This window comes from Mesorhizobium sp. CA5 (assembly GCF_020165105.1).
Classification (GTDB): Bacteria; Pseudomonadota; Alphaproteobacteria; order Rhizobiales; family Rhizobiaceae; genus Mesorhizobium.
The window spans coordinates 1-25,337 of record NZ_JAIUHJ010000017.1; the positions used below are offsets into that span (position 1 = coordinate 1).

Sequence of the window (25,337 nt, forward strand, 5' to 3'; positions counted from 1 at the left end):
AGTAGGCAGTAGGCAGTAGGCAGTAGGCAGTAGGCAGTAGGCAGTAGGCAGTAGGCAGTAGGCAGTAGGCAGTAGGTGTCTCGTCGCTATTGCCTACTGCCTAATCCCTAATGCCTCTTTCCCGGTTTCTGCCAGCCCGTGCCGAGCAGCCCGATCTCACGAAGCTCTCTGTCCATCGTCTTCGCGACGTCCCGACGTCCGGCGCCGATGTCGCGCAACTGGCTGTCGGAGAGGTCTTCGATCGGATCGTGGGACAGCCGGGCGGCGACGCGGGCCTGGCGCAGCCAATCGCGTGCCGAACGCAGCCAAAGGGCGAAGCCGGAAGGGGATTCCAGGGTGGTGCAGGGCTTCAGGGCGATCTCAGACATGGCTCTATCCGTGTTCTCCGGATATCAAATCCGGTTTTATGGTGTTTCGATGAAGCCATGATGCCGGATTGAAAAACAAACTGGAAACGAGTAGTTCTTTTCCGATCATCAAGTTTTATTTGGAGATCGCATGTCCAAGCTGCTGCCGGGAACGCGTGCGCTGCGGACGTTCGAAGCGGCGGCCAGGCACCTCAACTTCACCCGCGCGGCCGACGAGCTCGGCCTGACGCCGGCAGCGGTCAGCCACCAGATCAAGGAAATAGAGGATCAGCTCGACCTGGTGCTGTTCACGCGCACCAGCCGCACCATCCGGCTGACGGAGGCAGGCAATGTGCTGCTGGAGGCCTCGGTCGACGCGCTCGACCTGCTGAACCGCGCCGTCAGCCGCGCCCGCAAGATGACCCGCGGCACGGCGCTGCTGAAGGTGACGCTCGACGCGCAGTTCGCGACGAAATGGCTGATGCGCCGCGTCGACGACTTCCGCAAGCAAAAGCCGGGCATCGAGCTGCGCTTCGACATCACCTACGATGTCCGGGATTTCGACCTCGACGACGTCGATGTCGGCATCCGCTTCGGCGCCGGCAAATATCCGGGGCTCTGCGCGCATCGGCTGTTCGAGAACATCATCATCCCGGTGTGCAGCCCGGCGCTGCTGGCGTCAGGTCCGCCGCTGAAGGAGCCGCGTGACCTGTTCAACCACACGCTCGCGCATATCGAATGGTCGCGGCAGGGCGTGACCTGGCCGAATTGGAGCATGTGGATGCACGCGGCCGGCGTCGACGATTTCGACGACAGCCGCACGCTGGTCTTCGGGTCGTCGACCGATGCCACCCAGGCGGCGCTCGACGGCAACGCGGTGGCGCTCGCCGACTTCGCCATGGTCGCCAACGATCTTTCGCAAGGACGTCTGGTGCGGCCCTTCGAGCTCGGCATCAGGGTCGCGCCGGAATTCGCCTATTTCCTGGTCTATCCGGAGGCGGCGAAGGACGACGCGCGCGTCGTCGCCTTTCGCGAATGGCTTACCGAGGAGGCGGCGAAGACGCCGACGTGACGGCCTAAATACTTGTTTCCGCGCAATTCCGGACGGAAGGCTACGGCGAAGTCGCCGAGCTTAAACGCTCACACTTTTCCCGGTATTGCTTTAGCCGGCCGGGGCGGCCGGCGCGCCGAACCAGCCGATGATGGCGCCGATGATCAGCATCACGCCCAGCCAGTGGCCGGCATCGATCAGCGTCAGGGCCCAGCCGAAGCCTTCATAGCGGTGGTTGACGGTGAGCGTGGTGGCGATGAATCCGAGCCAAAGCACGAAGCCGAACAGCAACCCGGCGATCGGGCTCGGCTCGCCGCCGGTTATCGCGCCCACCACCAGCGTCAGCACGAGCGCCATGATCAGCTCGGCGATGAAGCTGACGACGAAGGGAAGGGCCGAGCGCTGCATGGTGGCCGGATCGAGCTTGGCGGCCTTCAGCCAAGGCTTGCTCAAGCCCATGTACCAGGCGGCGCCGAACAGCCACGCGACGATTGCGGCGGCGATCGCCGCCAGCCAGTTCACAACCGAAAAATCCATGCTTTTCCCCTCCAAGTTGAAGGGCGATGGAACGCTTGTTCGGTCGTTCCGTCAAGCAAGGCGCCAGACGGTCGTGCGCTTGACCTCGGCATCCTCCAGCACGCGCGTCACCGGAACCTGGTAGACGGCAAGCGATCCCAGCCCTGTCTTGGGGAGGTAGGCGCGGCCGGGATCGCCGACGAGGATTTCGGCGCCGCGCTCCCTCAGAGATCCGAACCAGGGCAGCAGCCGGTCGGAGAAAGCCTTGTCGTAGAAGACGTCACCGGCGAGCACGACGTCCCAGCCGTCGTCGGTGCCGACGCAATCCGTGCCGCGGAATTGCGCTTCAACGCCGTTGGCGTCGAGGTTGATGGCGATTGCCGTCTCGCAGAACGGGTCGATGTCGGCGGCGATCACTTGGCTAGCGCCGGCCTTCATCGCTGCGATCGCGACGAGGCCGGAACCGGAGGCGAAATCGAGCACCCGTTTGCCGCGCACGGTGCCCGGATTGTCGAGTACATAGCGGGCGAGGCCCTGGCCGCCGGCCCAGGCGAAGGCCCAGAAGGGCGGCGGCAGGCCGATCTCGGCCAGCTCTTCCTCGGTGCGCAGCCATAGATCATGCGCCTCGTCGGCGAGGTGCAGCAGCACTTCCGGCACATGCGGCGGCGCCATCAGCGCCGTGCTGTCGAGGATGAACTTTCTCGCGGTTCTCGGCGTGAGCTTGGTCACGGGGCCGGATTGAGCTCGGCCATGCGGCAGACCTCTTTCCATTCGGCCGGCGTTACCGGCTGCACGGAAAGCCGGCCGAGCCGGACCAGCGCCATCTCGGCGAGCTTCGGGTTGGCCTTGACCTCTTCAAGCGTCACCGGCTTCGGCACGTCCTTATAGGCGCGGATGTCGACGCATTCCCAGCGCGGATCGTCGGTCGTGGTGTCGGGATGGGCCAGCGCGCAGACCTCGGCGATGCCGACGATGTCGAGGCCCTCATTGGAATGGTAGAAGAAACCGAGATCGCCGATCTGCATCGCCTTCATGTTGTTGCGGGCGGCGTAGTTGCGCACGCCGTCCCATTGCGTGCCGGCCTTGCCTTTGGCCTTCAACGCCTCGAAGGAAAAGACCGAGGGTTCGGACTTGAACAGCCAGTAGTTCATATCGTTTGTCCCATCGCTTTGTCGCACCGCCACGCATGGCGTTCCCGTCTATGCTTACTCTCTCGCCGTCGCTGCGGCGAGAGCAGCCAATCATGCGCCGGCGGGCTTCTGGAAGACCCAGTTCCACGGACGGATCTGGACGCTTTCGAACAGGCCGGCCTTAGCGTAGGGATCGGCCGCGGCCAAAGCTTGGGCAGCAGCCATGTCCGGCGCTTCGATCATCACCAGGCTGCCGTCCGGCTTGCCGTCGGCGTCGAGGAAGGGACCTGCAAAGGCAAGCTTGCCCTCGGCGATCAGGCCTTCCAGGAACGCAGCATGCGCCGGCCGCGTGTCGACGCGCAGCTGCAGGCTGCCGGGCTTGTCCTTGCAAATCAACGCAAACAGCATTTTCAGCTCCGATGGTCAGATGTCGGTTTCGGTTTTGAGCGGCCTCGTCATCAGCGCGGTCACGGCCTGGCCGATGGTCACCTTGCCGTCGAGGATGGCGGCGACGGCCGAAATGATCGGCGCCTCGATGCCGCGCCCGGCGGCGATGCGGGCGGCAATCCCCGCCGTGGGCACGCCTTCGGCCAGCGGCAGGCCGGCAAGCGGCTTGCCCTGGCCGAGCGCCAGGCCATAGGCGAAATTGCGCGACTGGGCGGAAGAGCAGGTGAGCAAGAGGTCGCCGAGGCCGGAAAGCCCCATCAGCGTTTCCGGCCGGGCGTCGAAAGCGGCGCCGATGCGGCGCAATTCGACGAAGCCGCGCGTCACCATGGCGGCCTGGGCGCTGGCGCCGAGGCCTGCGCCGGTGACAGCACCGGCAGCGATGGCAAAGACGTTCTTCAGCGCGCCGCCGATCTCGACGCCAATCAGGTCGTCGCTCGAATAGCAGCGAAGGTTCTCCGCCGAAAAGCGCGCGGCAAGCTCGGCCGCCAATTCCGCATCGCGGGCGGCAACCACCACAGCGGTCGGCAGGCCGCGCGCGACGTCGCTGGCGAAGCTCGGGCCGGAAAGCGCCGCGACCGGATTGCCCGGCAGGCTTTCCTCGACGATCGCCGAGAGCAGCGCGCCGGTATCGCGCTCGATGCCCTTGGCGCAGAGCACCAGCGGCGCTCCCTGGGGCACATCGTTGCGGGCATTGGCCAGGACGGCGCGCAGCGACTGCGCCGGCGTCACGGCGAGCACGCAGTCGGCGCCGTCAAGCGCCGCGGCAATGTCGCTGGTGGCCGTGATGCCGGGCTCGATCCTGATGCCGGGCAGGTAGCGCGGGTTCTCGCCGCGGGCGATGGCGGCGACGGTCTCAGTGTCGCGCGCATAGAGCCGGACATCATGGCCGGCGCGCAACATGGCCAGCGCCAGCGCCGTGCCCCAGGCGCCGCCGCCCAGCACCGCAATACGCCAGCCGCTGGTGCTTTTCTTGGTCATGCCTTGGCACCACGCCGGCCCGAGCCGACCAGAGGCGCGGAAACACTGTCGAGTGGCCAGCGCGAGCGCGGCACGAAATCGGCGGCGTTTTCGTCGGCGATGCCGGCGCGCAGCCGCTCTATGCCGGCCCAGGCGATCATCGCCGCATTGTCGGTGCAAAGCTTCTGCGGCGGCGCGACGAATGCGAAGCCGGCCTCGAAACACAGCGCTTCGAGCGTCGCCTTGATCGTGCGGTTGGCGGCGACGCCGCCGGCAACGACCAGCGCCGGCTTTGCATGGTCCGGCAATTCCTGGCGGAAGCCGGCAAGGGCGCGGCCGACACGATCGCCCAGCGCGTCGGCCACCGCGGCCTGGAAAGAGGCGCAGATGTCGGCGACGTCCTGGTCGCTCAGCGGCGCGATCGCCGTCGCCGCCTGGCGCACCGCCGTCTTCAGGCCGGAGAAGGAGAAATCGGGCTGCGCCGAGCCCTTCATCGGGCGTGGGAAGGCAAAGCGGCCTGCATCGCCGCTGACGGCCGCCTTCTCGACATTCGGGCCGCCGGGATAGGGCAGGCCAAGCATCTTGGCGGTCTTGTCGAAGGCCTCGCCCAGCGCATCGTCTATGGTGGTCGCCCAGCGCTGGTAATCGCCGACGCCGCGCACCGCGACGATCTGGGTGTGGCCGCCGGAAACGAGCAGGAGAAGGTAAGGAAAATCGAGACCGTCGGTCAGCCGTGCCGTCAGTGCGTGGCCCTCGAGGTGGTTGATGGCGATCAGCGGCTTGTTGGCGGCGGCGGCCATTGCCTTGGCCGTCATCAGGCCGACGATCAATCCGCCGACCAGGCCCGGCCCTGCTGTCGCGGCGATCGCGTCGATCTCATCGAGCGACACCGCCGAATCGGCGAGCGCCGCCTCGACGATGCCGTCCAGCGCCTCGACATGGGCGCGCGCGGCGATCTCCGGCACGACGCCGCCGAAGGCCGCGTGCTCCTCGATCTGGCTGAGCACGATGTTGGACAGGATTTCGGGCGCGGCGACGCCGTCCAGCGCCACAACGCTGGCCGCCGTCTCGTCGCAGCTCGTCTCAATGCCCAGAACGCGGATCAATTGGTCGCTGGCCTCTATGATTGTATCACCGGCCAATCCCAATTAGGAAAAGGCCCGGCAGACCTCAAGCTGCCCCGGGGGTTATCACGGACCGCGCGCCATGCAAACTTTGAAAATCGGAACACGCGGCAGCCCGCTGGCATTGGCCCAGGCGCATGAGACGCGGGCGCGGCTGATGCAGGCGCATGGCCTGCCCGAAGAGGCGTTCGAAGTGGTGCCGATCTCGACCAGTGGTGACCGCATCCAGGACCGGCCGCTGTCGGAGGCCGGCGGCAAGGGGCTGTTCACCAAGGAAATCGAGGATGCGCTGCTCGACGGCCGCATCGACATCGCCGTGCATTCGTCGAAGGACATGCCGACGGTACTCCCCAATGGTTTGGAGCTTGTCACTTTCCTGCCGCGCGAGGACGCGCGCGACGCCTTCATCGGCAAGAACGTGAAGCGGATCGCGGACCTGCCGCATGGCGCCGCGGTCGGATCGTCATCGCTGCGCCGTCAAGCGCTGATCCGCCGCATGCGGCCGGATCTCGACGTGGTGATCTTCCGCGGCAATGTGCAGACCAGGCTGCGCAAGCTGGACGAAGGCGTCGCCGAGGGCACCATCCTCGCCTATGCCGGATTGAAGCGCCTCGGACTTGAGCATGTCGTCACCGACCTGATGCCGCTGGAAGCTTTTCCGCCGGCGCCGGGGCAAGGCGCGATCGGCATCGAAACCCGCATCGGCGACCGCGACGTCGAAAAGATGCTGGCGGCGATCCATCACGTGCCGACCGGCCAGGCGCTCATCTGCGAGCGCGCCTTCCTCGCCGCGCTCGACGGCTCCTGCCGCACGCCGATCGCCGGCCATGCGACGGTGTCGGGCGAGAAACTCTCCTTCGCCGGGCTGATCATCTCGCCCGACGGCACGGAATCGCATGAGGTCCGGCTGGAAGGCGAGGCTGCCGACGCGGCGGAGATCGGCCTGGACGCGGCGCGCACGGTTCGCGCCAAGGCTGGTGCGACGTTCTTCGACGGCTGGGCCTGACATGGTCCGCGTCCTGGTGACGAGGCCGGAGCCTGGCGCGTTGCGCACGGCACGGCGCCTCGAAGCCCTGGGATTCCAACCTGTCTTGCTGCCGCTGACCGAGACGAGCGCATTGCCGGTCGAGGCGAGCATCGGCACCGATGGCGCCGCGGTCGTCGTCACCAGCGCCAATGCGGTGCGGCATGCGCCGAAGGCGCTGATCGCGGCACTTGCGCGCCTACCTTGCCACGCAGTTGGCAAACGGACGGCGGAAGCCTGCCGCGCGGCGGGATTCCTCGCCGTCACGGAAGGTCCGGGCAACGCCGAGGCGCTGGCCGATGCCATCGCCGGCGGCCTTGCCGGCAGGGCAATCGTCTATCTGTGCGGCCGCGTCCGCTTGCCTGCGTTCGAGCAGCGGTTGGCGGCGGCGGGCGTGCATGTCCAGGCGATCGAGACCTACGACACGACAAGTTTCGACTATGGCAATGCCGATGTAGTCGCCCGCCTGTCGGGCCGGCCGACCGACGCGGCGCTGCTTTATTCGGCCAAGGCCAGCGCCGCGCTGGCCAGCCTGATTGCGCGGCCGGCCTTGCGGCATCTCTTTGAAAGAACGGAATTCCTGGCGCTCTCGGCCCGTGTCGCCGAGCCGCTGGACGGGGTTGCCGGTGACAGGGTCCGCATCGCGTCCAAGCCCGAGGAAGAGCAGCTGCTGGCGCTTTTGTCGCTGCCCGGCTGAGCCGCGTCATCACACCGCCCCTTTTCACCGCTTGGTGATGTGCTAGAGCATCCCCTGGACCCTTTGAACCATCCTCAAGCCAGTTCGCGGAGCCCAAAGCATGGTCAAGACGCCGAAGATGCGACATTCGAAGACCCGGCGCGAGCCGGTGACCATCGAACTCGAGCCCGGCGCCGTCTCGCGAATCACTGACGAGGATGCCAAGGCCGAGGCCAGTGCCGCGCAGACCGACGAGGCGAAGGCAGAAGAGGCCGCCGCTGCTTCGCAGCCGGAGCCGCCGGAAGAGCCGATCCATGCCGAGCAGGCCGATATCGAGCCGTGGGAGCATAGCGACGCCGCGCAGGCTGCAGCCGATAAATCAGAGGCCGGCAAGGGCGAGCCGGAGGCGCCGTATCCCGGCGCGTCCGATGCGCCGAAGAGCCAGCCCAAGGGCTTCGATTACAATTTCGAGGACGCATCCGCGCCTGGCGCCGGCGCCTCGGCATCGAAGGCCAGCGAGACACGAAGTGAGACATGGGGCGAGGATGGCGTGCCGCAGTCCCCGCGCAGAACCGGCGTCAACGCCATCGCTGCGGGCGTCGTCGGCGGCGTGATCGCGCTTGCCGGCGCCGGCCTGCTGCAAGCGGTCGGCCTGGTCGGCTCGTCAGGACCGGGCGGGGAGTCGCTCGATAGCGTCAACGGCGAGATCGCTTCGCTGAAAAGCGAAATCGCGGTGCTGAAGGAAAGCGGCGGCACCGGGGCGTCGGCCAAGGTCGACGGCCTGTCCTCGGCGCTCGATCAGGTCAAGGCCGATGTGGCGGCGCTGAAATCGTCGGCCGGCCAGGGCGGCGACGGTGCCGCGCTCAAGGCGCTCGGCGACAAGGTCGGCCAGATTGAGACAACCGTCGCCGAGCTGCAGAAGAAGGGCAATGCGGCACCCGCCGATCTCGGTCCGCTCAACGAGAAGATCGCCGGGCTCGACGCGCTGGTGAAATCGGCGGGCGATGCGGCCAAGGCCGAGGACGGCAGGGTGGCGGCACTGGAGCAGTCCGTCTCGCAGCTTTCCGGCAAGGTCGAGGCGCAAGCCTCGCAACCCAAGATCGCGCTGGCGATCGCCGCCTCGGCGCTGAAGTCGGCGCTCGATCGTGGCGCGCCGTTCGCGACCGAGCTCGACACGTTCGCGGCGATCGCGCCGGACGCGCCCGAGCTCGCGGCGCTGCGCTCCTATGCCGAAAAGGGCGTGCCGACCCGCGCCACCATCGCTGCGGAGGCCGATGCCGCCGCCAACGCCATGGTCGATGCGGCAAAGCCGGTCGACCAGAATGCCGGCTTCTTCCAGAGCCTGGTGTCGAGCGCTGAATCGCTGGTCAAGGTGCGGCCGGTCGGCGCGGTCGAAGGCAAGGGCGTGCCGGAAACCGTCGCGCGCATGGAAGTGGCGGTCAACCAGGGCGATTACGCCAAGGCGCTCAGCGAATATGACACGCTGCCGGACGCGGCAAAGGCGGCCGGCGCCGATTTTGCCGGCAAACTGAAGGCACGGCTGGAGGTCGAAAAGCAGCTCGAAGCGCTGATTGCCGGCGCGACGAAGGCTTAAGGAGACAAGATGATCCGCATCCTCGTCTTCCTCGCCGTCGTCTTCGCGCTCGGGCTCGGCTTTGCCTGGCTGGCCGACCGTCCGGGCGAGATGATCGTCACCTTCAACGGCTACCAGTACCAGGTCACGCTGATGGTGGCGGCGGTGGCGATCGTCGCCGTGGTCGCCGCGGTGATGATCGGCTGGTGGCTGATCAAGTCGCTGTGGAACAGCCCCTACACGATCTCGCGCTATTTCCGCGTGCGCCGCCGCGACCGCGGCTATCAGGCGCTGTCGACGGGCATGATCGCCGCCGGCGCCGGCGATGGCGCGCTGGCGCGCAAGAAGACCAAGGAGGCGGCGAAGCTGATCAGCTCCGACCGGGAGCCGCTGATCAACCTGCTCGACGCGCAGGCCTCGCTGCTCGAAGGCGACCATGAGGGCGCGCGCGAGAAATTCGAGCGTATGCTGGACGATCCCGAGATGCGGCTGCTCGGCCTGCGCGGGCTCTATCTGGAGGCCGAGCGCCTCGGCGACCGCAATGCCGCGCGCCACTATGCCGGCCGCGCCGCGGCGGTGGCGCCGCAGCTTGCCTGGGCGGCGGAATCAACGCTGGAGGAACTCACCGAACGCGGTGACTGGGATGGCGCGCTGAAGCTGGTCGAGGCGCAGAAATCGACCAGGCAGATCGAACGCGACGCCGCCAACCGCCGCCGCGCCGTGCTGCTCACCGGCAAGGCGCAGGCACTGGTCGACAGCGATCCGAACGCGGCCCGCACCGCGGCCCTTGAAGCCAACAAGCTGGCGCCGGATTTCGCGCCGGCCGCGGTGATCGCCGCCGATCTGGTTATCCGGCAAAACGACGTGCGCAAGGGCTCCAAGATCCTGGAGGCCGCCTGGAAGGCCGAGCCGCATCCCGACATCGCCGAGCTCTATACCCATGCCAGGCCGGGAGACGCCGTGCTCGATCGTCTGAACCGCGCGAAGAAGCTGCAGGAATTGAAGAGGAATCATCCCGAGTCGTCGATGGCCGTGGCGCGCGCAGCGCTCAATGCTCAGGATTTCGCCACGGCGCGGCGCGAGGCGGAGGCCGCGATCCGCATGGATCGTCGCGAGGGCGCCTATCTTCTGCTCGCCGATATCGAGGAGGCCGAGACCGGCGACCAGGGCAAGGTGCGGCAACTGCTCTCCAAGGCGGTGCGCGCGCCGCGCGATCCGGCCTGGGTGGCGGACGGCGTCATTTCCGAGCGCTGGGCGCCGGTGTCGCCGGTCACCGGCAAGCTCGACGCCTTCACATGGCGCGCGCCGATGGAACGTCTTGGCCAGCTGATCGACAGCGACGCGGATGTCGAGGTGCCGGCGATCACGGCTGCGCCGCCTGTCCAGCCTGTCGCCGAGAAGGCGATCGACATCGTCGCCGATGCTCCGGCCGAGAAGCCGGCGCCGGTGCCGTCGAACGGCGGCGAGAAGGACGCGTCCGTTGCGGAAGCCGTCAGCGAGGCCGAAATCGGCGAGCCCGGTTCGGAGCTGCCGCCTCTGCCGGATGACCCTGGCGTCGCGCCGGAAGAAGAAGCGGAAAAATCGCAGCGCCGCTTTCGTTTGTTCTGAGGCTGTGTTCTGGGACCGAGTTGGTGGGCAGGGAAAAAACATCGATGTTCGAGCGCGTATTGTCCTTTCTGAGGGATCTGCCGGCTGGACGCGAGGCCAAGCCGAGCGCCGACGATCCGCGCGTCGCGGCTTCGGCGCTGCTCTATCATGTGATGAACGCCGACGGCGTGCGCCAGGACGTCGAGTGGGAACGGTTCAAGCAGATCCTGGCCGAGACCTATTCGGTGAGCGGCGAGGAGCTCGATGCGCTGGCGGCGGCCGGCGAGCGCGCCGACAACGAGGCGATCGACCTCTACGCCTTCACCAGCGTCTTGAAGCGCCACCTCGACCCCGAGGCGCGCAAGGCGTTCATCGGCCTGATGTGGGAAATCGTCTATGCCGACGGCGAGCTTGACGAGCTCGAGGACAATACCGTCTGGCGGGTTGCCGAGCTGATTGGCGTCGAGCGTCGCGACCGCATCGAGGCGCGCCGCAAGGCGGCAGCAGAGGTGCCCGGCGCGCGGGGCGAATCGAGCGACGAATAGCAGGATCCTTCGCCTTCCATGCCACCCAGATCGAGGCCGAGACCAAAAATCCTGATCGTGCTGCATCAGGAGACTTCGAGCCCCGGCCGCGTCGGCCACATGCTCCTGGAAGAAGGCTTCGACCTCGACATCCGCCGGCCGCCATTGGGTGACGAATTGCCCTGCACGCTGGACGGTCACGCCGGCGCGGTCATCTTCGGCGGGCCGATGAGCGCCAATGACGAGGACGAGTTCGTCCGCCGCGAAACCGACTGGCTGGAAACCCCGCTCAAGGAGAACCGACCGTTCCTCGGCATCTGCCTCGGGGCGCAGATGCTCGCCAACCATCTCGGCGGCAAGGTCGAGGGCCACGGCGAAGGCCTGGTCGAGATCGGCTGGTATCCGCTGAAGGCGACCGAGGCCGGCAAGAAGCTGCTGCACTGGCCGGAGATGGTCTACCAGTTCCATCGCGAAGGCTTTTCGCTGCCGAAGGGAGCGACGCTGCTGGCAACCGCGGAAACCTATCCCAACCAGGCGTTCCGCTATGGCGAGAATGCCTGGGGCATCCAGTTCCATGGCGAGCTGACAAGGATGATGATGCAGCGCTGGGTGGTGCGCGGCGCGCATCGCTTCGAGTTGCCCGGCGCCCAGCCCGGCCGCGACCATCTCGGCGGCCGGCTGATCTGGGACATGCACCTCAAGCGCTGGCTGGGCGAGTTTTTGAGGCTGATTTTTGGGCGGCCGGCTGTGGGGTAGGGCGAAAGGCCATTGCTCTGAATGGTTGGGTTTGACCGAGAATGGCTTACGCCCGCCGGGGCATGGAAAAGGCCGCTTTGCGCCTCCACTGGCGACATTGGGGCGAGCCGCTCAGCACCCAAAAACCAGACGTCCGATGTTCCGCGACGAGCGAGTATCGAACCGGAGCGTTTCAAGACATGATTATTGGCACGCAAGCATTCGTCTTGATCGTACAGCTCCGAGTTCAGCGGCACGGTGGCGATGATCGACATTCGTGCTTAGGCGGAATGGCTCGCCAAGTAATGACCGGCAGTTTCGTTGCGGAAATGTTCTCGCCTCGCTATATACCAATGACATCGGCGAACTCCGCGCAAGCGACGTGATTCGACCGGGTTTACCGCTCGTGAGGGTCGAATGGAGCATGTGTTTGTAGCCGATACGAATCTCTTCTTCGAGTGCAAGCGCCTGGAAGAGATTCCCTGGTTCGACCTCGCGGTGGACCCGATTGTGATCGCATTAACCAAGCCCGTTTTGGCGGAGATCGACAAGCACAAGAAGGGTGGCGGCAGAACGCGCAAGCGGGCGATCGAGATTTCGGGGCGCATACGTGGAATGCTTGCGACCCTTCCGCCGGAAGTCGTTATCCAGGAAGCTGGGCCGCGTGTCGTGCTGCGGCTCATGCCTATCATCCAGCCCGCCCCAGAGCTCGCCAGCTCACTTGACTACAGCATCAACGACGACCGGATTGTCGGGACTGTCGCCACCCTTTCGAAGGATGAGACATTCGCCTCCGTCTCATTGCTGACAGATGACAGTGTCGCGGCATCCACTGCGCAGGGCATCGGCGTCTCCTTCTTTCTGATCCCGGAGAGTTGGAAGCGACCGCCGGAAGAGACTACCGAAGCGAAGCGGATCAAGGAACTGGAAAAGGACATCTCGATCTACAGGGCGCAGGAGCCCGTCATTAGCATTGTGAACGCCTCAGGCGAGGCAACAGCGGCCAATGTGGTCCGCCGGGTCGCTTTGGCACTTAAGCCGTCCGAAATTGACCAGCTGATCGGCAAGCTGAAAGCGCGTCATCCGGCAAGGGAGAATTTTGATGCTCCGGAAGCCGAGATTCAGGCCGATGGAACCGAAATTTCCTACGAAGCGCCGGACGCTGAAGCGATCGGCAAATACTCGTCCGAAGCCTACCCGAAGTGGATCGACGCGTGTCGCTCAACCTTTGAGTCACTGCACAAGGACCGCACGGAGCCCGAGCCCGAGATAGCGCTAACATTTGGCGTTGCTAACGGCGGCACTCGACCTGCGTCAAAGATGCGCGTGTCGTTTGAGGCTATCGGCAACATCGATTTGAGTCATAACGCACATGATCCGGACGATGACGAGGATCAGAATGACGACGACCGCCAATCCGCGCTCCCCCCGATTCCCAAGCTGCCCGCACCGCCTGTTGCGCCAGCGGTCCGACGCATCGTGAAGCGGCCGCTTACTGCGTCTAAAGGGGTTGATATCGCTACACTGATGGCCGGCAGTGGTCTCAGGATCTCCGAACTGGAGAAGGCGTCGCGCGGAGTGATGAGCGGTCTTGGTCCCCAATTGGCGGCAATGCGCAGCGCGCAATCGATGTTCGACAATCTCCACGGCAAAGGAGCGCTCGCAGATCTCGCACGTGGCATAGGGCCTATGTCGGACATGATGAGAATGGCAGAGGAGCATGACCGCGTGCGCAGGTCGCTTATTCAACCCACTGGTCTTGCTAGCCCAACCTACATCGATATCCCTACTATCCGGATGCCGCCGATGCCAGAGAAGCATAATCCTGAGGGGTTTTACTACGATCGGTGGCCGAAAAGGAAACCGACCAAGCGTGGCGCTCTGACCTGCGATCTCTTCCGTCATCAGCGCGGCGAGGAATTCTTCGAGGTCGACGTGCTGTTTCCCGACGATGGGGACGTCAGCGGCGCAGTGCGGTGTACCGTCGAGGCCGAGAACCTGACCAAGCCGACGGAGCTTCTGATACCCGTCAGCCGCAAGGTCGAAGCCTACAGTCTCATGGCGATCGCAGATGAGATGGTCGAACGCTGTGGCCGTTAGATCGACCCCTTAGATGTGGCGCTCGATTTCATCGAGCGCCACATCTTCTGATCGTGGATCATACAGCTGCGTGGTGCGCGTATCGGCATGGTTTGCCATGTCACGCGCTTTCTCGAAGATCTCGCCATTCTTACTGGGCTTGCGATCCGTCCCTCTATGAACGGCAGCTACCTTACAGCGGCCCCTGAAAGCCGTCGGTCCGTTCACGGCCCCGGAACTGCCGGCACAAATCCTTCACATCTGGAGGTCCATAAGATTCCCGTTGGTATTGGTTTGGGTGGAAGCGAAATGGCGGCTTGCAAGCTGCACCCAGCCCAATTAGGCATTCTGCAACTTCGTTCGAGCAAAAAAGTGGCAGTCATGGACGGTTTGGGGATCACCGATCGCTGGGCTCGCGGGATCTGTGACCAGAACGATTGTTATCGACTCCGGAGAAGAACTTGAACGTCTGCCCTGATTGCTTTTCCGCAAGCGGATTGAAGAGGCGGATCCAGGAGGAGAGGCGATCTTTTCCTAACGGAGTCTCTTGCGATTTCCACTCTACGAAAAAGGGAATTCCGATTGCGGCAGTTGCCGCCATAGTTGACCCAGTATTTAGAGAGAATTTCGTGGGCGGACCGTACGACGCCTATTACGATAGATATATCGAAACTACGGGAACTGACCTTGAAGACACGCTACTCGACTTAACAGGTGCCGACGACACAAGAGTTATTGATGGTTTAATCGCCGAACTCATCGAGGCAGACAGTTATTGGCCGCCCGACGGTGAAGAAGCATTTTACGACAGTGAATATCGGTACTCGAGAGAGCAGACTGGGCTAAGCGAGCACAACCAGCTTTGGTCGGCATTTAAGACCAGTCTGATGCACCAACGCCGGTTCTTCAATACTGAAGCAGAGGACCTGCTACGGCGGATCTTTGAGGATGTGCACCAGCAGCGAGACATGAATAGTTCAGGGCCGGTCTACATGATAGTCCCTGACGGGCAAGGGTCTAGCTTCGTCCGCGCGAGGGTTGCCAACGAGCCTGCCAAGCGCGAGGAGATTAAGGCGGACCTCCCTGGGAAACTGGGGCCGCCGCCAGAGCGAATGCGAAAGCCAGGCCGCCTGAACCCGTCGGGTATTTCGGCGTTCTACGGTGCCTATGATGCCGACACCTGCATAGCAGAGCTTAGACCCAGTGTCGGCGAACTTGTAGCCGTTGCCGAATTCCGCATCACTGAGCCTATCTGCGTGTTGGACACCACGTTGTTTGGTGCCAGGCCGAAAGCATATGACCCATTTGCGGCCAAGGCCCGGAAACGAGCTGCGCAGTGGTTGTTTATGACGGGCTTCATGAACGAGATTGCTCGTCCGATCCTCCCGGACGATGTCCACTTGGACTACGTACCAACGCAAGCAGTAGCGGAGTATCTTTCGAACCGCGAATTCGAGTTCGCTCGTGGCAAGCGCACGATCGATGCGATAATTTATGGATCTGCGCAACATCCCGGTGGGCGGAACATCGCACTTCTTGGCTTGGCGTCTGTGGTAGGTTCGATAGTCGAACCGGCGAATGAGCCGCCACCATCGGGCGATTCTGACCTATGGTCGGATTGGCTTCCGCCGGAGCCTCCGCCAAGGACGCGGATCGTGCCTATTCCCGAGAGCTTTCGCGTGCATCGCGTAGACGGGGTGACTTTCAGCGCTCCGGCTCCCGAGCCTGTTAACGGCCAAGAGGAAGATGCGGACTAACTTTCGCCAATGAGGTTATCATGACTGTCTCGACTGCGATGCGCCACCAGAGGAGATGATGTCGCTCACCTGTCTGCATCGAGGACGTTTTAGGAGTAGATCAGACCGAAATAGGGCGGAAGCTGACGAGGCAAACTTTGCTTTAATGAGACAGGACGCGGAATGGCAGCTTTCCAGCGACGGCTCCCATAACCGGACCGTCCGCAACCGGCCCATCTCGGCCCTTGCCGATCCCCGGGGCCGTTGATCCTGCCGCTTATGACCGCCGCCCGATCGGTGGCGGCTGTTCAGGGGCGACCTGGCCGCAGCGCCGGGACCATAGCCCTGCAATGCCGCCGACCACCGCCGCGCGGTACCGATCAGCGGGCAGTCTCGGCGGTCTCGGCGGAGCCGGGAATCAGTGCTAAGCCGCCGCCCGATCAATTAAAGGAAGACACCTGTGAGCGAACTGACCTTGGCCGAGGCGACCGAAAATATCTATGCCTCACTCCGAGCGGACAATGCCGACCTCGATGCGCATATCGCGGCACTCAAGGCAGCGCTGGCGCGGGAGGGAAAGAAACAGGCGGTGTTCGATCCGGCCAAGCTGGTGCAGAACAACCGCGCGGGCCGCAAGCTGATGCAGGCCTATTTTCGGCAGCGCGGCGTGAGCGTGAGCTTTTCGGAGTAGAAACAGCTTCCGACCCTACCTCGCGGTCGACGGCGCAGCGTGATTGGCCCGAACGTCGGATCCAGCGGCTTGGATTCAGAACCCAGTCAATTCCGGCTGTTGAGATGCCGCACCTGCCGCAGTGCTGGGAACAGATAGGCCCACAAGCCAGCGACGGCGATGGCGCCGATGCCGCCGATCACCACGGCGGGAACCGTGCCGATCAGCGCCGCCATGGTGCCGGCGCGGAATTCGCCAACCTCGTTGGAGGCGCCGACGAAGACCTGGTTGACGGCGTTGACGCGGCCGCGCACCTCGTCCGGCGTCCAGAGCTGGATCAGCGTCTCGCGGATATAGACGCTGAACATGTCGGTGGCGCCGAGCAGGGCAAGTGCCGCGATCGACAGCCAGGTAATGGTCGAGACGCCGAACAGCACGGTGAAGGCGCCGAACAGGGCGACGAAGCCCAGCATGATCTTGCCGGCGTGGTTGCGGATCGGGTGGCCGGCAAGCCAGACGGCGACGCAGATGGCGCCGATGCCAGGCGCCGAGCGCAGCAGGCCAAGGCCCCAGGGGCCGAGCTCGAGGATATCGCGCGCATAGACCGGCAGCAGCGCCGAGGCGCCCGACAGGAGCACGGCGAACAGGTCGAGCGAGATCGCGCCGAGCACGATCTTTTCGCCCCAGATGTAGCCGAAGCCGGCAAACAGCGTCTGCATCGTCGGCTTGTCGGTGGCCGTCTGCTGGGCGGGCTTTGGGATGGTGAAGATCAGCAGCCCGGCGGCGAGCATGAGGACCGCGGCGGTAGCGTAGGCGACTTCCGCCGACACGCCGTAGAGCAGGCCGCCGGCGACCGGGCCGACGATGGTCGCCGTCTGCCAGGCCGACGAATTCCAGGCTATCGCGTTGGCGAAATCTTCCTGCGGCACGAGATTGGCGAACAACGAGGACGAAGCCGGACCGTAGAAAGCGCGGGCAATGCCGAACATGACCAGCACGAGGAAGATCGGCAGCGGGCTGGTCAGGCCGCGCAGCGTCAGAAGCAGCAGGGCCAAGGCGCAGCCGGCCTCGACCAGGGTCGCCAGCGTCATGATCAGCCGGCGGCCGAAGCGGTCGGCGACGACGCCGGTGACCAGGACCAGGAGCAGCGAAGGCAGGAACTGGACGATGCCGACAATGCCGAGGTCGAACGGATTGCGGGTCAGGTCATAGACCTGCCAGCCGACGGCGACCGAGACGATCATGGTGGCGAAGGTGGTGAGGAAGCGCGCCGTCCAGTAGCTGAGGAACGGGCGGTGCCGGAACGCGGCGTAGCGCTGGTCTGGTGACGTTGCTTCGACGGTCATGATTCGAGGGCCCCGTTGCGACAAAGGCCGGCGGGGCACTTCCACGGTGGGCGCTGGTCCGGCCGCAACCCTTTAGCCCAGTTCGTCTTGCCATGCGCGTAAAAAATCCGCGCTGGATCTAAGAAAATCGAAATTCCCTGCTCTGGTGAGGGGCGTTCAGCCTCTCAATGCGGCCGAGATGGCCTCGAGCCCGCCACGCAAATCCGCTTCCGTCGGCCAGCCGAAACCGAGGCGGAAGAAGCGTCTCGGCATCTCGAACCAGTGGCCGGGGCCGACATAGGTGCCATGCTCCTCCAACAGGCTGGTGTAGAAGCGGTCGAGGTCGAAGCCGGCATCGACGTTGAGCCGCGGAAAGCCGACGACGCCGCCTTGCGGCCGCACCCAGTCGACCAGCTTCTCGCCGTCGATCCAGTCCTGCACGATGTCGCGGCGCCTGGCCATTTCGGGGAGCAGCGAGGCGAGGAAGGCATCGCGGCGTTCGAGCGTGGCGCGGGCGATCGCCTCGTCGATGACGCTGCCGCAGATGCCGATCTGCTCCTTGGCGGCGAGGAACGTTTCCTGCAGTTGCGGATCGCGGGTCACCAGCCAGCCGATGCGGATGCCGGGAATGCCGAAGGCCTTGGACAGCGAGCAGACGCTGATGGCGGCGGGGCTGAGCGAGGCCGCCGACGGCAACCGGGCGCGATAGGAGAGGTCGCGATAAGTCTCGTCGACCAGCAGGCGGCATTTGCGGCTCTCGGCAAGCGCGACCAGCGTGTCGAGGTCGGCGCGTGTCATCATCGTGCCGGTCGGGTTGTGCGGGCAGGTGACGCTGATCAGCCTGGTGTTCGGCCGCAGCTCTGCGCCGACGCGCTCGATATCGACAGCAAAGCCCTGGTCGAAATCGAGATCAACATAGGAGATGGCGCAGCCGATCGCCTTCGGCGTCTCGATGTTGGTGGCGTAGTTCGGCCGCACGACCACGAGATGATCGCCGGCCGACAGAAGCGCGGTGGCGATGATGAACAGCGCGCCGGCCGCGCCGGCGGTCACCAGCACATCGCCGGGAGAAAGGCCCTTGTCCTGCGCGGCGATCAGCGCCCGCAATTCCTTGTCGCCGCGATGCTCGCCATAGAACAAGGTGAGGTCCGGCAGCGCGAGGCCGATGTCGGAGAGTTTCTGGTCCGCGATCGAGCTTTCGGAGAGATTGTAGCGGATGCGGCCGTAGCCATATTCCTCCGGCGCTTCCTTCTCGATCACCATCCTGGCGTAGTTCATGGCCATCTCCCCCAGTGGAGCATCTTGCCGTCTCGCGGACACGGCAAACCGCTCCATTTCTCTGTTTTTACGCAATTCCGGACGGAAGGTTACGGCGAAGGCGCCGAGCCTAACCGCTTTGCACTTTTCCTGGAATTGCTCTGGTGGCGATATCCAAGCCATAAAAGCAGGAAGCCTGCCAAGGCTGATTCCTCGGCAGGCTTCCCTAAACCATTGGTGCAGGGGCGTTATTTCAGGCCGGGGCTTTGGCCTTCCTGGCCCTTGCAGGCTTCGCCGGCTCCGGTTCCGCCTTGCGGCCGAGGCCGATCGACTTGGCGAGCTGCGAGCGCGAGGCCGCGTAGTTGGGCGCGACCATCGGGTAATCCACCGGCAGGCCCCATTTGGTGCGGTAGGCTTCCGGCGTCAGGCCGAAATGCACGCCGATATGCCGCTTCAGCGATTTGAACTTCTTCCCGTCCTCGAGGCAGATGATGTAGTCCTGTGTCACCGAGCGCCTGGGATTGACGGCGGGGACCGGCGGCGGCGCCGCGGGCTCCGCCGGCTGGCTGATCCCGCCGATCGAAGAGGCGACGCTGGCGATCAGTCCGCCCAGGTCGGAAGCAGGCAGGCGGTTTTTGGCGACATAGGCCGATACGATATGAGCGGTGAGCTCGAGCAGGTCGATTTCCCTGGCTGTGCTGGTGTCCTCGTCCACGTAGTCCCTCCATTTCTGCCGCAAGGTCGCGAAAACGATCCGGTTTTCGCGGTGTAATGTCGAAGCGCTGCGAGCGTTGTTTGCGAATTCGGGAAGCCGCAGGGGCCGCAGGCCGGCGAATTCCTAGTCGGCAAATCTGCGCGGCGCAACATTTTGTCGCGTCAATACACGCTGTTTTGAACAATTATACTGAAATGTAACTATATCAGACGACCAGCGCCTTGTCGCGCCACAGACGAAATCCACCCTCGAAAGCGCGAGTGTTGTCGCCGCGCCGGGACTTTTCCGGCAATTGATCGAGCTTGTCGACATTGCCGCCGCCGATCACGACATAGTCCGGCTGCAAGGCGGCGCGAAGCCTGTCGACAACGTCGAAAACGTATTTGCGCCACTTCTTCTTCCCGTGCTTCATCAAGCCGCGTTCGCCGACGTAATCTTCGAAAGTCGCTCCCTTCTTGTAGGGCAGGTGGGCGAGCTCCATGGGCTGGCCGACATTCTTGATGATCATGGCGGCGCCCAGGCCCGTGCCGAGGCCGAGGAACAGCATGCGGCCGCCGTCATAGCTGCCGATGGCCTGCATCAGCGCGTCGTTGACGAGTTTCACCGGCTTGCCGAAAGCGGCGGTGAAATCATAGCCGTTCCAGCCCTTGCCGAGATTGAAGGGATCGAGCGAGGGCTTGTTGTCGCGCACGGGGCCGGGATAACCCATCGAGATGACGTCGTAGTCCAGACCCTCGGCCAGTTTCTTGACCGACGAGACGACCTGGTCCGGGGTCAGGCTCGGTCCGGACGCGGCGCGGCGCATCTCGCCGCCTGCGCTGGTGAGGATCTTCACATGCGAGCCGCCGACATCGACCGTGAGCACGATCGGATCACCGGTTGCCGCGGCTTTCTTTGCTGCCTTCGCCATCCCGTCCTCCCCGAAAGTTATTTGCTCGGATTGATCCAGCCATCGGGTGGGCCGAAGCCGTTCATGGCATCGACTGGCCCCCAGGTCCCGGGCGTATAGATCGCCGGCGCCGCGGTGTCGCCGAGCACCGGACCGACGATGCGCCAGGCAAGCTCGGCCGCGTCCTGGCGCGTGAAGAGCTGGCCATTGCCGTTCATGGCGTCGCCGATCAGCCGCTCATAGGGCGGCATGTCGCCCTTGGTGTCGTCGAGCGCGGTCAGCTCCACCTGCTCGCCGATCATGTCGTCGCCGGCGACCTTGCGCTGGGCGCCGATCGAGATCGCCACCTGCGGGTCGATGCGGAAGCGCACATAATTGGCGTCGCCCGGCTTGATCGGATCGAAGACGTCGAGCGGCGGCCGCTTCATACGCACGATCACCTCGGTGGCGTGCACCGGCATGTTCTTGCCGGCGCGGATGAAGAAAGGCACGTCCCGCCAGCGCCAGGTGTCGACGAAGAAGCGCACCGCGGCGAAGGTCTCGACCGGCGAGTTGGGCCTGACGCCCGGCTCGGCCAGATAGCCGTCGAATTGGCCGCGCACGACATCGTCCTTGGTCAGCGTGCGGATCGCGCGCAGCACCTGCACCTTCTCGTCGATCAGGTCGTCGGCCGAGCGGCCGACCGGCGGCTCCATGGCCAAAAGCAACAGGATGTTGAGCAGGTGGTTTTCGATCACGTCGCGGATGCAGCCGACATCGTCATAGAATTTGCCGCGGCCCTCGACGCCGAAATCCTCGGCCATGGTGATCTGCACGCTCTCGACGAAATTGCGGTTCCAGATCGGCTCGAGGAAGGAGTTGGCGAAGCGGAAATAGAGCAGGTTCTGGATCGCTTCCTTGCCGAGATAATGGTCAATGCGGAAGATCGACTGCTCGTCGAACACCAGATGCAGCACCCGATTCAGCCAGCGCGCCGACTGCAGGTCGTGGCCGAACGGCTTTTCCACCATCAGCCGCGCGCCGCGCGCGGTGCCGGACTGCTCCAGCCCTTGCACGACCGTCTCGAACATTGCCGGGGGAACGGCCATGTAATGCAGCGGCCGCTGCGCGGAACCCAGCGCCGTCTTCAGCTTCTCGAAGGTCGCGCCGTCGCGGTAGTCGCCGCTGACATAGCGCAGCAGCGAGGCGAGCTTGGAAAAGACCTTGTCGTCGACACGGCCAAGCGCGGTGACGATGCCGTCGCGCGCACGGTCCACCAATTTGGGGAGCTCCCAAGGCTCGAAGGCGACGCCGATCACCGGCTCGCTCAGCGTGCCTTTGGCGACCATCTGGTAGAGCGCCGGGAAAATCTTTTTGTGCGCAAGATCGCCGGTCGCTCCGAAAAGCACCAGCGTGTCTGACCTCTCCTGGCTCATGCAGTCTCTCCCTTCACGCGCCGGTCTTCGGCTTCTCGACATGGCCGCCGAAGGCATAGCGCATGGCGGACAGAAGCTTGTCGGCGAATTGCGATTCGCCCTGGGAAGAGAAGCGGTCGAACAGCGCCGAGGACAGCACCGGCGCCGGGACGCCGGTGTCGATCGCTGCCTTCAGCGTCCAGCGGCCTTCGCCGGAATCGGAGACGCGGCCGCCGAACTGGGCGAGCGCCGGATCGTTCTTCAGCGCGCCGGCGGTGAGATCGAGCAGCCAGGAGCCGATGACGCTGCCGTGCCGCCAGACCTCGGCGACCTGCGGCAGGTCGATGTCGAACTGGTAGTATTGCGGGTTTTCGAGCGGGCTGGTCTCGGCGTCGGCTGTGCGCTGCCTTTTGCCGGCGTTGGCCGACTTCAGGATGTTCATGCCCTCGGCATAGGCTGCCATCACGCCATATTCGATGCCGTTATGCACCATCTTGACGAAGTGGCCGGCGCCGCTCGGCCCGCAGTGAAGATAACCGAAGGGCGCCGTGCCGGCATCCTTGGACGGGTTGGCGCCCGCATCGGCGCCAGGCGCCAGTGTGGCGAAGACCGAATCGAGATGCTTCACCGCATCATCGGGGCCGCCGATCATGAGGCAGTAGCCGCGCTCCAGCCCCCACACGCCGCCGCTGGTGCCGACATCGACGAAGTTGATGCCCTTAACCGCAAGCTTCGCCGCCTGGTCGACGGCATCGTGATAATAGGAATTGCCGCCGTCGATGATGATGTCGCCCGGCTCCATCAGCGCCGCCACCTGGTCGACGATCCTGCCGGTGATCGCGGCCGGCAGCATCAGCCAGGCGCAGCGCGGCTTGGCGAGCTTGGCGACGAACTCCTCCAGCGAGGCGGCACCGACCGCGCCGTCCTTGACCATGCCGGCGACGCTTGCCGAATTGATGTCGTAGACGACGCATTCATGGCCGTCGCGCATCAGGCGCCGCACCATGTTGGCGCCCATCCTGCCCAGTCCCATCATACCGATCTGCATGGTTTCATCCCGATTGCTTGAGGAAAGGAGAGTCCAACGGCCCTGCCGGATCACGATTGAGCATCAATGCCGACGCTGAAGTCGACATTCTCCCAACGCATCGCCCCGGGCCAGAAAAAAGTGAAGAGGATGGTGGTTCCCGGCTGCAGGCGGTTAACGGGCAAATCCACCAGGTGAACGCCGAACGCATTCTCGGTTGTCTTGCTGTCCTGCACGGTCAGCCATTTGTCGCTGCTCCAATGGACGACGCCAGGCGCCGACAATTCGACGCGCAGCGCCTTGCCGGCCGGAATGGAGCGGATCTTGTGGTTGAAGCGCCAGATCCTAAGCGGCGAGACCGTCTGGCCCTTGATATAACGTTCGACGCCCTGGGGCGGCAGGTCGAAGACGGCGCCGTCGCGCAGCGAGCGCAACAGCTTGATGTGCTCGGCATGTGCCCAGACCAGCGGCATGGCGCTGCCGGACGGTTTGCCCAGCCGCAATTCGCGGTCCGGCATGTCGGGGCGATCCCAGACCTGCTCCGGCAGGAGGCCGCCCACGCCGGCCGAACGTTCGAAAGTCTCAAGCAGTTGCGCCGCCCTATCCCCGCGGCCGGCGGCCAGCTCGTAATGGGCGCGCTCGCCGGCGAGCAGCGGCCACGGCCGCCCCTGGCCGGTGCCGTCGAAAGGCGAGCCGTCCTCGTGCTCGCCATAGCCGTCGCCGGTATAGCGGTACCAGAGCGGCCCCTGCGGCAACTCCCAGCGCAGCTCGGCGTCGATCGCCTTGACGGTGTTGACGATGCGCGGGTCGTCCGCGGCCCTCAGGCCGAAGCGGACCAGCGCCAGCGCATCCGGGCTGATGATCGCCTCGGCGGGCTTGTCGGTGTCGCCCGGCGGCCGGTTCTTAATCGGCACGAAGCCGTCCTTCGGAGACGCGGCGCCGCCATTGTCGGGCGGCGCGATGCGGACATAATATCCGTCGGTTCCCGCCCTGGCGCCTGCCTGCGTACCGGTCACATAGGTCCAGCGCTCGACCTGGTCGTTCCAGCAATCGGCGGTCTCGCGCAGATAGTTTGCCGGCTCATTCTTGCCGCAAGCGTCGAGCATATCGGCCGCTGCAAGCAGGCCCGCTATTTCCACGGCCAGCGTGAACGGGCTGTAGCCGGCGTCCTCTTCCCAGCGGTCCTGGCCGGTGACCGGGCCGTTGCGCGCGACATAGGCGGCGGCGTTCTCGACCATGCCCATGAAGTCGGCGAGCTTCGCCTTCGGCAGATGGCCGGCGCGGCGCAAGGCATCGGCGAGCAGCAGCGGAAAGGCGCATTCATCCATCTGGATGCCGGGCCAGTAGGCGGTGCCGTCGGACCAGCAATTTTGCGGCCAGTGGCCGTCCGGTTGCTGGATCGAGCGCAGATAGGCGAGGATCTGCAGCGCCTGCCTGCCGTCGCCGGCCGCCAGGAAACCGCCCGCGGTCTCGACCAGGTCGCGCGGCCAGACGAGGTGATAGCCGCCGAGATCGTCGTCGCCTTTGTTGAAACCCCAGGGGATCGACAGGCTGGCGACGGCGGCGCCCGGTCTTGCGATCGACAGATGCGTCGCCAGCACCGCGCTGCTGGCGCGGTAGGTGTTCAGGCCGGAGGCGCCGCGGCGGTCGAGTTTTTCCAACCCTGCCTGGAATGTCCGCCAGTTCTCGACATAGATCTTCGCGGCCGGCTCGAAGCCCTGTTGCAGACTTGCAAGCGCAAGGTCGGCGGCTTCCTCCGGCGAAGCGCCGAAGCCGAGCGCCAGCAAGGCAACCGTCCTGCCGGCCGAAAAGCCGATCTCGCCGGTGAGCGCGACATTGCCGTTTTCGGCTGCATGACAGGAGGTATCGAGCGCGCCGTTATCGTGCAGTTGCTGCCAGCCGTCGGAAAAGCCGACATAGCCGGCCGAGCAGGCGCCCCAGGGCAAAGAGGAGGCGAGCGCGAGCGACACGCCGCGCCCTGTGGCGAAGAGAAGACGCTGCCCCTTATGCTCGCCGATCCAGGCCGTATTGCCCATGCCGGCGTTGACGAGGTGCGGCGCAAGCAGCGCGTAGACGCGACAGTCGTTAGCTTTAGGCGCGGTGAAACTTGTCTCCTGCAGCAGGACCGGTCGTTTCGAGTCCGTAACGATGCGTTTTTCGATGCGGTAGGCGCCATCGGAAGCGGTGTTGCTGAACCTGTAGCCGGGCACCCCGTCCTCGAAAGGGTCGACAGTGTGGGCCGCATCGCGCTTCTCTTCGGAAAAATAACCGCCGGGGCCGGTGACGATCAGCCCCAGGTCGCGCGTGCAGGCGCTGTCGAGGTGCGGATAATAGATTTCATTCAGGATGCCGTGGCTGGTGGTGAACCAGAGCGGGCTTTTTGCCGAAAGCGCGGTTCCGACGCCACTCTTGGCACTTGACGTCCAGCGCGCCGGAATTCCGGGCGCGCCTTTAGCAACGGTCGGCGTCACTGCCATGCACTGGCCTCCTGCCGCGTTCCTAGACCAGGAGTCGCCGTCTTTTCAATCGTCGCACCGCAAGTTGATCGAGCAGT

24 protein-coding genes are annotated in these 25,337 nt (G+C 64.7%); 10 read left to right on the forward strand and 14 right to left on the reverse strand.

What is annotated here, in order from left to right; all coding sequences use genetic code 11:
* Positions 1-107 precede the first annotated feature (107 nt).
* Positions 108-368, reverse strand: a complete 261-nt coding sequence (locus tag LB529_RS20925) for a hypothetical protein (protein ID WP_224601928.1) — start codon at positions 366-368, stop codon at positions 108-110.
* Positions 369-498: 130 nt separating this feature from the next.
* On the opposite strand from LB529_RS20925, the gene gcvA reads away from it, so the two are divergent.
* Positions 499-1,419 (forward strand): transcriptional regulator GcvA, encoded by a 921-nt coding sequence (gene gcvA / locus LB529_RS20930; protein WP_224601930.1) that lies wholly within the window; start codon positions 499-501, stop codon positions 1,417-1,419.
* Between the two features lie 90 nt (positions 1,420-1,509).
* Here gcvA and LB529_RS20935 read toward each other — a convergent pair whose 3' ends face one another.
* The 6 genes from LB529_RS20935 to tsaD all read right to left on the reverse strand — a co-directional run bounded on the left by LB529_RS20935 (position 1,510) and on the right by tsaD (position 5,551).
* The gene (locus LB529_RS20935) at positions 1,510-1,935 is read right to left on the reverse strand and encodes a DUF1761 domain-containing protein (protein WP_224601932.1); all 426 of its coding nucleotides are present in this window, start codon (positions 1,933-1,935) and stop codon (positions 1,510-1,512) included.
* A 51-nt stretch (positions 1,936-1,986) separates the two neighbouring features.
* Complete coding sequence (locus LB529_RS20940) at positions 1,987-2,685, reverse strand: class I SAM-dependent methyltransferase (RefSeq protein ID WP_224601934.1); 699 nt, start codon at positions 2,683-2,685, stop codon at positions 1,987-1,989.
* Positions 2,640-3,065 carry an EVE domain-containing protein gene (locus LB529_RS20945; RefSeq protein ID WP_095769579.1) on the reverse strand — a complete coding sequence of 142 codons (426 nt, stop codon included), beginning with the start codon at positions 3,063-3,065 and terminating at the stop codon, positions 2,640-2,642. The genes LB529_RS20940 and LB529_RS20945 overlap by 46 nt, the downstream gene beginning before the upstream one ends.
* A gap of 90 nt (positions 3,066-3,155) precedes the next feature.
* Positions 3,156-3,452, reverse strand: a complete 297-nt coding sequence (locus LB529_RS20950; protein WP_040996441.1) for a YciI-like protein — start codon at positions 3,450-3,452, stop codon at positions 3,156-3,158.
* A gap of 15 nt (positions 3,453-3,467) precedes the next feature.
* Positions 3,468-4,469, reverse strand: coding sequence for an NAD(P)H-dependent glycerol-3-phosphate dehydrogenase (locus tag LB529_RS20955; protein WP_224601936.1), 1,002 nt, complete (start codon positions 4,467-4,469; stop codon positions 3,468-3,470).
* Positions 4,466-5,551: a tRNA (adenosine(37)-N6)-threonylcarbamoyltransferase complex transferase subunit TsaD gene (gene tsaD / locus LB529_RS20960; protein ID WP_224602394.1), complete on the reverse strand. Its 1,086-nt coding sequence runs from the start codon at positions 5,549-5,551 to the stop codon at positions 4,466-4,468. Before tsaD ends, LB529_RS20955 begins: the two co-directional genes overlap by 4 nt.
* A gap of 103 nt (positions 5,552-5,654) precedes the next feature.
* Here tsaD and hemC point away from each other — a divergent pair, with 103 nt between their 5' ends.
* From hemC to LB529_RS21005, 9 genes are all read left to right on the forward strand, one after another.
* Complete coding sequence (hemC, locus tag LB529_RS20965; protein ID WP_224601937.1) at positions 5,655-6,578, forward strand: hydroxymethylbilane synthase; 924 nt, start codon at positions 5,655-5,657, stop codon at positions 6,576-6,578.
* Between the two features lies 1 nt (position 6,579).
* On the forward strand, positions 6,580-7,293 hold the full coding sequence (locus LB529_RS20970; RefSeq protein ID WP_224712201.1) for a uroporphyrinogen-III synthase: 714 nt from the start codon (positions 6,580-6,582) through the stop codon (positions 7,291-7,293).
* Between the two features lie 100 nt (positions 7,294-7,393).
* Positions 7,394-8,866 carry a COG4223 family protein gene (locus LB529_RS20975; protein ID WP_224712202.1) on the forward strand — a complete coding sequence of 491 codons (1,473 nt, stop codon included), beginning with the start codon at positions 7,394-7,396 and terminating at the stop codon, positions 8,864-8,866.
* Positions 8,867-8,875: 9 nt separating this feature from the next.
* Positions 8,876-10,453 carry a heme biosynthesis protein HemY gene (locus tag LB529_RS20980; RefSeq protein WP_224712203.1) on the forward strand — a complete coding sequence of 526 codons (1,578 nt, stop codon included), beginning with the start codon at positions 8,876-8,878 and terminating at the stop codon, positions 10,451-10,453.
* A gap of 44 nt (positions 10,454-10,497) precedes the next feature.
* Positions 10,498-10,977 carry a TerB family tellurite resistance protein gene (locus LB529_RS20985; RefSeq protein ID WP_224712204.1) on the forward strand — a complete coding sequence of 160 codons (480 nt, stop codon included), beginning with the start codon at positions 10,498-10,500 and terminating at the stop codon, positions 10,975-10,977.
* Positions 10,978-10,995: 18 nt separating this feature from the next.
* Positions 10,996-11,712, forward strand: coding sequence for a glutamine amidotransferase (locus tag LB529_RS20990; RefSeq protein ID WP_224712205.1), 717 nt, complete (start codon positions 10,996-10,998; stop codon positions 11,710-11,712).
* A 396-nt stretch (positions 11,713-12,108) separates the two neighbouring features.
* Positions 12,109-13,791 (forward strand): PIN domain-containing protein, encoded by a 1,683-nt coding sequence (locus LB529_RS20995; RefSeq protein ID WP_224712206.1) that lies wholly within the window; start codon positions 12,109-12,111, stop codon positions 13,789-13,791.
* A 440-nt stretch (positions 13,792-14,231) separates the two neighbouring features.
* Positions 14,232-15,527, forward strand: coding sequence for an RES domain-containing protein (locus LB529_RS21000; RefSeq protein WP_224712207.1), 1,296 nt, complete (start codon positions 14,232-14,234; stop codon positions 15,525-15,527).
* 439 nt (positions 15,528-15,966) lie between these two features.
* Positions 15,967-16,197: a hypothetical protein gene (locus LB529_RS21005; protein WP_217574228.1), complete on the forward strand. Its 231-nt coding sequence runs from the start codon at positions 15,967-15,969 to the stop codon at positions 16,195-16,197.
* Positions 16,198-16,283: 86 nt separating this feature from the next.
* On the opposite strand, the gene LB529_RS21010 is transcribed toward LB529_RS21005, so the two are convergent.
* The 7 genes from LB529_RS21010 to LB529_RS21040 all read right to left on the reverse strand — a co-directional run bounded on the left by LB529_RS21010 (position 16,284) and on the right by LB529_RS21040 (position 25,260).
* A complete protein-coding gene (locus LB529_RS21010; protein WP_224712286.1) occupies positions 16,284-17,525 on the reverse strand; it encodes an MFS transporter in 1,242 nt (413 codons plus the stop codon).
* A 153-nt stretch (positions 17,526-17,678) separates the two neighbouring features.
* Positions 17,679-18,779, reverse strand: coding sequence for an aminotransferase class I/II-fold pyridoxal phosphate-dependent enzyme (locus LB529_RS21015; protein ID WP_224712208.1), 1,101 nt, complete (start codon positions 18,777-18,779; stop codon positions 17,679-17,681).
* A gap of 232 nt (positions 18,780-19,011) precedes the next feature.
* On the reverse strand, positions 19,012-19,473 hold the full coding sequence (locus tag LB529_RS21020) for a MucR family transcriptional regulator (protein ID WP_224712209.1): 462 nt from the start codon (positions 19,471-19,473) through the stop codon (positions 19,012-19,014).
* A gap of 205 nt (positions 19,474-19,678) precedes the next feature.
* A complete protein-coding gene (locus tag LB529_RS21025) occupies positions 19,679-20,383 on the reverse strand; it encodes an ROK family protein (protein ID WP_224712210.1) in 705 nt (234 codons plus the stop codon).
* 17 nt (positions 20,384-20,400) lie between these two features.
* The gene (zwf, locus tag LB529_RS21030; RefSeq protein WP_140846440.1) at positions 20,401-21,777 is read right to left on the reverse strand and encodes a glucose-6-phosphate dehydrogenase; all 1,377 of its coding nucleotides are present in this window, start codon (positions 21,775-21,777) and stop codon (positions 20,401-20,403) included.
* A gap of 13 nt (positions 21,778-21,790) precedes the next feature.
* On the reverse strand, positions 21,791-22,804 hold the full coding sequence (gene gnd / locus LB529_RS21035; RefSeq protein ID WP_140846441.1) for a phosphogluconate dehydrogenase (NAD(+)-dependent, decarboxylating): 1,014 nt from the start codon (positions 22,802-22,804) through the stop codon (positions 21,791-21,793).
* Positions 22,805-22,854: 50 nt separating this feature from the next.
* Positions 22,855-25,260 carry a glucan 1,4-alpha-glucosidase gene (locus LB529_RS21040; protein WP_224712211.1) on the reverse strand — a complete coding sequence of 802 codons (2,406 nt, stop codon included), beginning with the start codon at positions 25,258-25,260 and terminating at the stop codon, positions 22,855-22,857.
* Positions 25,261-25,337 lie beyond the last annotated feature (77 nt).

Bases quoted from the DNA above. Each gene is read 5' to 3' on its own strand.
- zwf (WP_140846440.1), bottom strand. From the start codon at position 21,777: ATGAGCCAGGAGAGGTCAGACACGCTGGTGCTTTTCGGAGCGACCGGC.
- gnd (WP_140846441.1), bottom strand. From the start codon at position 22,804: ATGCAGATCGGTATGATGGGACTGGGCAGGATGGGCGCCAACATGGTG.
- LB529_RS20980 (WP_224712203.1), top strand. From the start codon at position 8,876: ATGATCCGCATCCTCGTCTTCCTCGCCGTCGTCTTCGCGCTCGGGCTC.
- LB529_RS20945 (WP_095769579.1), bottom strand. From the start codon at position 3,065: ATGAACTACTGGCTGTTCAAGTCCGAACCCTCGGTCTTTTCCTTCGAG.
- gcvA (WP_224601930.1), top strand. From the start codon at position 499: ATGTCCAAGCTGCTGCCGGGAACGCGTGCGCTGCGGACGTTCGAAGCG.
- LB529_RS20990 (WP_224712205.1), top strand. From the start codon at position 10,996: ATGCCACCCAGATCGAGGCCGAGACCAAAAATCCTGATCGTGCTGCAT.
- LB529_RS21025 (WP_224712210.1), bottom strand. From the start codon at position 20,383: ATGGCGAAGGCAGCAAAGAAAGCCGCGGCAACCGGTGATCCGATCGTG.
- hemC (WP_224601937.1), top strand. From the start codon at position 5,655: ATGCAAACTTTGAAAATCGGAACACGCGGCAGCCCGCTGGCATTGGCC.
- LB529_RS21040 (WP_224712211.1), bottom strand. From the start codon at position 25,260: ATGGCAGTGACGCCGACCGTTGCTAAAGGCGCGCCCGGAATTCCGGCG.
- LB529_RS20935 (WP_224601932.1), bottom strand. From the start codon at position 1,935: ATGGATTTTTCGGTTGTGAACTGGCTGGCGGCGATCGCCGCCGCAATC.
- LB529_RS21015 (WP_224712208.1), bottom strand. From the start codon at position 18,779: ATGAACTACGCCAGGATGGTGATCGAGAAGGAAGCGCCGGAGGAATAT.
- LB529_RS20940 (WP_224601934.1), bottom strand. From the start codon at position 2,685: ATGGAAAGAGGTCTGCCGCATGGCCGAGCTCAATCCGGCCCCGTGACC.
- LB529_RS20970 (WP_224712201.1), top strand. From the start codon at position 6,580: ATGGTCCGCGTCCTGGTGACGAGGCCGGAGCCTGGCGCGTTGCGCACG.
- LB529_RS20955 (WP_224601936.1), bottom strand. From the start codon at position 4,469: ATGACCAAGAAAAGCACCAGCGGCTGGCGTATTGCGGTGCTGGGCGGC.
- LB529_RS20950 (WP_040996441.1), bottom strand. From the start codon at position 3,452: ATGCTGTTTGCGTTGATTTGCAAGGACAAGCCCGGCAGCCTGCAGCTG.
- LB529_RS20925 (WP_224601928.1), bottom strand. From the start codon at position 368: ATGTCTGAGATCGCCCTGAAGCCCTGCACCACCCTGGAATCCCCTTCC.
- LB529_RS20985 (WP_224712204.1), top strand. From the start codon at position 10,498: ATGTTCGAGCGCGTATTGTCCTTTCTGAGGGATCTGCCGGCTGGACGC.
- LB529_RS20995 (WP_224712206.1), top strand. From the start codon at position 12,109: ATGGAGCATGTGTTTGTAGCCGATACGAATCTCTTCTTCGAGTGCAAG.
- LB529_RS20975 (WP_224712202.1), top strand. From the start codon at position 7,394: ATGGTCAAGACGCCGAAGATGCGACATTCGAAGACCCGGCGCGAGCCG.